This window comes from Pedobacter sp. UBA4863 (genome assembly GCF_002399615.1).
Classification (GTDB): domain Bacteria; phylum Bacteroidota; class Bacteroidia; order Sphingobacteriales; family Sphingobacteriaceae; genus Pedobacter.
In genome coordinates this window covers 1-4656 of record NZ_DHDZ01000045.1, presented here as the reverse complement: position 1 = coordinate 4656, position 4656 = coordinate 1, and the positions used below count along the sequence as shown (strand labels likewise).

The following is a 4656-nucleotide window of genomic DNA, read 5'->3' as shown; positions in this document are numbered from 1 at the left end:
CCGCCTATGTATTTATTCTTATTGAAATTTAAACAGCTTCTTAACCTTTACCGAAAATGTATTCAAGTGCTTCGTCTATTCCATTTTCGTAGTTTTTAACCGAATAGGTAATGCTTTTATCTGGATGCAAAGCGCCTTTTTTTCCTTTCCAAGTTTCCCAATACCTGGTAGAGTATGCAATTATAATTTTAGTGCTTGGCAGTGCAAAACCCCTCACTTCGCCATAATGATTAATATTGCCACTTGTAGCTTGCCCCACTAGAATGGCTTTAGTGGTTCTTTTTAAAGTTACGGCATTCATCAAGGCAGAAGAAAAAGTATCGCGACCAATGAGTAGGTATAGTTTTCCTTTTTTGTTTAAATAGCTCGATTTAATTTTTTCGATAAAAGGCTTAAGTATGGCAGAGTTGCCACCGCTGTTATAACGCAAATCGAGAATGATTTTTGTTGGTTTTTTCTTTTCTATCACTTTAAATAAATCGTTATTAAAGTTGATGAAAGGATACGTTGGGTCTTCTTGACACCTGTTGTAATTTACATACACGGTGTTTTGTTCGCTGAGGGTTGTAAACCAATAGTTTCCGGTTTTTGTGTTAGATATTGGCTTTTGATAGCCGCTGGCGGTAGCTTGATGTGGGTTTGCTGTTTGCGAGATAGCCTTTATGGTATGGTTACTGATTGTTCCATTTTTGTTTTTAAGCGTAATTGGCAATACTGTAGGCGTGTCTATTAAGCCCAATCCATTAAGAATTAGGGGTTTGTTTAAGAAGTGAAGTAGCCTGCTTTCAAAAAAAGAACGGTTGCTGTACTGTATAATTTCGCGAAAATCATCGATTACTGCTTTTATAGGTTTACCGTTAATTGCGATTAATTCTGATACTAAAAAACTGGCATTGTCTGCTGTGGTTTTAGTTACAAAAATTCCTTCTTCAAAAATATCGAACTTAATAGGAAAGAGCTGTTGGAAATTAGGCTCGATGTTGGTATGCTCATCACCTATGGCCACTTTTAATTTCAAAAGTTCGGTAGAAAAACTGGGGTATGTTAAGGAATTGGCTTTAATTTCTATTTTGTTTATAGCGGTATTAAACTGTTCTTTAGAGATTTTTGCAAACAGGTTGGTGTGTTTTGCGGGTAGGGTATCTCGTAGGTATTCTAAATCGGCTAGATAATTAAAGGAATTGCTTTGTTGTGCAAATCCTGTACTTGTAAATAAAAGAAGGGGTAAAAGCTTTAATAATTTCATGTTTTTTCTATTAATAGACAAGTTAAATTACCAAATGTTGCATAAAAAAAAGCGAGATGGTTGGTCTCGCTTTTTTATATTAATCTACACCGCCTTTACGGTTTGCTTTTTTCTGTTCGGGCCAAGTTGTTTTTTGCCCAGTTCTTGGATTAATTGGCAAGTCGGCCTTTGTGTTATTAAATCTTTCTGGATCTTCGCATGCCATGTAAACCAAAATAGCGGTTAAAATGGCATTGTTTTTAATCTCCTCAAACACTAACTTATCATAGCTATCGCGGTTGGTATGCCAAGTGTAAGTGCCGTAATCCCAGCTTAGCGCACCTAAAGAAAATCCAGGGGCACCAACTGCCACAAATGAGGCATGATCTGAACCACCGCCTCCGGGTGTACCAGGGTAAGAAGTTTTAATTTGGTTTCTGATGGTGTCTGGAACTTTGGCCAACCAGCGTGTTAAGAATTTTTCTGCATTGCTAAATCCTTGTCCGCCAATGTTTACTACTCTGCCTGTTCCGTTGTCTTGGTTAAATAAAGCTTGTAAGTTTTTAACTACTTCCGGATGGTCTTCTACAAAAGCTCTCGAACCATTTAACCCTTGCTCTTCGCTGCCCCAGTGGCCAACCAAAATAGTGCGCTTAGGATTTGGATAGAACTTTTTCAAGATACGCATGGTTTCCATCATTAAAATAGTACCAGAACCATTATCGGTAGCGCCACTAGCCGCATCCCACGAATCGAAGTGCGCCGAAAGCATTACATATTCGTTAGGTTTTTGCTTGCCTTTTATTTCGGCCATAGTATTAAAGGTTGGTACCATGCCCAATTCTTTAGATTCTGACGTGATATTCAACACTGGTTTACTGCCAAATTTAGCTAAGCGATACACTAAGCCATAATCTTCTACCGATAAATTGATGGTAGGAATTTTCTTGGTATTTGCACCAAAAACCTTATCTACACCAAAACCCTGCGACCAGTTGTTGATGATTACTGCGGCAGCACCGGCATTTTCTATTGCCAAAGCTAAATTTTTGGCATTTAGGCCAGTTTTAGCAAGATTGTTGTTAAATTTCTTTAGCGCTTCGGCTTTATCTTTTTTGTACTGTTCAAAAAGATCTTTGGTAGCAAATTCTTCCCAATTTTTATCTGGTCGGCCAGAGATTTGGTTGTGTGCAACCAAAACCAATTTACCCTTTACGCTCGGCAGCCATTTTTGAAATGATGCAGAGTCGGTAATGTTTTCTGGTAAAATAATCGCTTCGGCTTTAATTGGTTTGCCATTGGTAGATGGGCTCCAGGCCAGTTGCGTAGCTTCTAAAGTTCTTAAACGTGGGCTTACCAAATCTACGTGGGTAACACCGCGTTCCCAACCTCGCCATTGGCCCCATTGTTCGTTTTTGGCACTAATGCCCCAATCGGCAAACTTTTTAATTGCCCAGTCGCCAGCTTGTTTCATTTGTGGCGTACCTACCAAACGCGGACCAACCACGTCTAGTAATTCGTGTGCTAATTTTTCTAGCTGCGAGTTCTCGTTAGCCTCTTTAATGATATTGTCGATGACTTTGTCTTGTGCAAAAGCAAAAGAAGAAGTGAACAACAAAAAGCCTGATAAAATTAATTTTCTATTCATCTGTGTATAATGTTGATTTAGCTAATAGGTTTCTAAATTAGTTATTAAGTAGGTTTATAAACCCTTTTTAATAGAAATGTTGCAAAGCCAAAAAGTTAAAAGCTACTTTTCTGTATTTTATCGTGATAGGGAAGGTAGGTTGATAAAGCCGCAGAACCATACCAATTGAACAATTCTGCATCCAGTAATTTTGCATTTACAGCAGGATCTGTAGCCAACCAAGTTTTCGCTTCTTCAATAGATTTAGTATTGAGCATAAAAATTCCGCGATATTGCTTGTTATTTTTACCAAATGGCCCAGCTATAATGAGTTTGTTCTCTTTAACCAATTGCCCCATATTGCTCATGTGGCCTTTAAATAAGCTGTCGGTTTGCGCTTTGGTAGCGGTGGTGTTAGTTCCAGTTTTTAATATTACCAGCACATACATTTTCATGCCATAGTTGTCTGCACCTAGCTTTTTAGCCAAGGCTTCATCGTATTTTTGTTGGTCTTGTGCTTGTGTAAGTAAAGCAAAGCTAGATGAAAGCATCCATAAGCCACTTTATGATAGGATGCACCAAAAATTAACGGATAACAAAGCCTATCACCGTAGGCTGGTTAAACGCCGAAGTAGCACGGTAGAGCCAGTACTTGGTACTTTAATTAACCACCACAACATGAAACGGATCAATAGCAGGGGCATGGCACAGGCCAACAAACATGTTTTAATGGCGGCATTGAGCTATAATCTAAAGAAACTGCTCAAATTTACTCGTAAAAACCCAACAATAATAGCGCAAAGCATGCCTTCAATTAAGGGAGTACTTTTTTGGTTTGAAATAGCTATTGGTAGCGTTAAAATAAGCCGATTAGAGCTACGTTAAAAGTTAAGTTTCACTAACGTTGAAAACAACTAACCTCGCTTAAAGGGGCTTAAATGAAGTTGCATATTGTTAGGTTTTGCTTTTTTAAAGGGTTGTGCAACAGGTACCCGTGTTAGCGGTTCGTTGTTTACTCTTTGGTCAGTCCCATTGCTCGTCCTATTAAAAACGTGTCTGTATATTGATTGAACTCAATGATTTTCCCCTCTCGTACTTTGTATTCGCAAGCAAAGTCGGATTTCATATATTTTCCCGTTGCGTTGTATGTCCCTTCATAAAAGCCAATTACAAAAACTCCATCACCACTGTCAATGTATCGTGTAATTGTAGCTTTCCAATTTGTCCAATTTTGTCTGAAATCACCGAAAACCTTTTCAAACACGGCATCTGGTCCAATATGTTGTCCACCACCTGGAAAACCTTTCATTTGATTCCACTTTATTTTCTCGTCAAATACCTGTCGGATTGAGCTGTTGTCTTTGGTAGCGAAGAGCTCATACATTTTTTTTACTGTTTCAATATTTCCCACTTTTTGAAATGTCGTTTATTTGGTTTTTGCTTGTCGCTGTCTGTTTACTTTGTCCATATGCAGAAGTAATTTCGTCATTTTACTAACGTTTATTTATGGTCTAAGTGTAGCACCACAATGACCGCTAACGGTTTACGTATTGGCGATGGTGGGGCATTTGAAAAACGTCAGCCCAACATTTGCACAAATGCCCAATAGAATTACAAATGTTGAGTTTACAACTGTCAGCCCCACTATTGCCAATACGATGTGCTTGTTGCACAACTCTCTAAAAATAGATAAATAATTCGTATCTTACTATATGCAAGGACGTAAGAGTTTTCATCCCCAATTTTTCTATCAGTTAAGTTTGGAAGAACTAGTTCCCTCCGACAATTACTACCGCCATTTATC

At 38.3% G+C, this 4656-nt stretch carries 5 protein-coding genes; 1 reads left to right on the top strand and 4 read right to left on the bottom strand.

The genetic code is table 11. The annotated features are described in order from the left end of the window. Positions 1–40: 40 nt before the first annotated feature. From B3I52_RS11785 to B3I52_RS11775, 3 genes are all read right to left on the bottom strand, one after another. A complete protein-coding gene (locus tag B3I52_RS11785; RefSeq protein ID WP_293301489.1) occupies positions 41–1246 on the bottom strand; it encodes a S41 family peptidase in 1206 nt (401 codons plus the stop codon). Between the two features lie 79 nt (positions 1247–1325). After that, positions 1326–2873 carry a M20/M25/M40 family metallo-hydrolase gene (locus B3I52_RS11780; protein WP_293301487.1) on the bottom strand — a complete coding sequence of 516 codons (1548 nt, stop codon included), beginning with the start codon at positions 2871–2873 and terminating at the stop codon, positions 1326–1328. A 95-nt stretch (positions 2874–2968) separates the two neighbouring features. After that, the gene (locus B3I52_RS11775) at positions 2969–3403 is read right to left on the bottom strand and encodes a YciI family protein (RefSeq protein ID WP_293301485.1); all 435 of its coding nucleotides are present in this window, start codon (positions 3401–3403) and stop codon (positions 2969–2971) included. Here B3I52_RS11775 and B3I52_RS11770 point away from each other — a divergent pair. Next, a complete protein-coding gene (locus tag B3I52_RS11770; RefSeq protein ID WP_414691877.1) occupies positions 3315–3737 on the top strand; it encodes a transposase in 423 nt (140 codons plus the stop codon). The genes B3I52_RS11775 and B3I52_RS11770 overlap by 89 nt on opposite strands. A gap of 127 nt (positions 3738–3864) precedes the next feature. Here the strand turns inward: B3I52_RS11770 and B3I52_RS11765 are convergent, their stop codons facing one another. Continuing rightward, a complete protein-coding gene (locus tag B3I52_RS11765) occupies positions 3865–4263 on the bottom strand; it encodes a nuclear transport factor 2 family protein (protein ID WP_293301481.1) in 399 nt (132 codons plus the stop codon). Positions 4264–4656 lie beyond the last annotated feature (393 nt).

What these genes read in the sequence shown, in the direction of transcription:
- B3I52_RS11785 (WP_293301489.1), bottom strand. Translation starts at nt 1,246, where the DNA reads ATGAAATTATTAAAGCTTTTACCCCTTCTTTTATTTACAAGTACAGGA.
- B3I52_RS11780 (WP_293301487.1), bottom strand. Translation starts at nt 2,873, where the DNA reads ATGAATAGAAAATTAATTTTATCAGGCTTTTTGTTGTTCACTTCTTCT.
- B3I52_RS11775 (WP_293301485.1), bottom strand. Translation starts at nt 3,403, where the DNA reads ATGCTTTCATCTAGCTTTGCTTTACTTACACAAGCACAAGACCAACAA.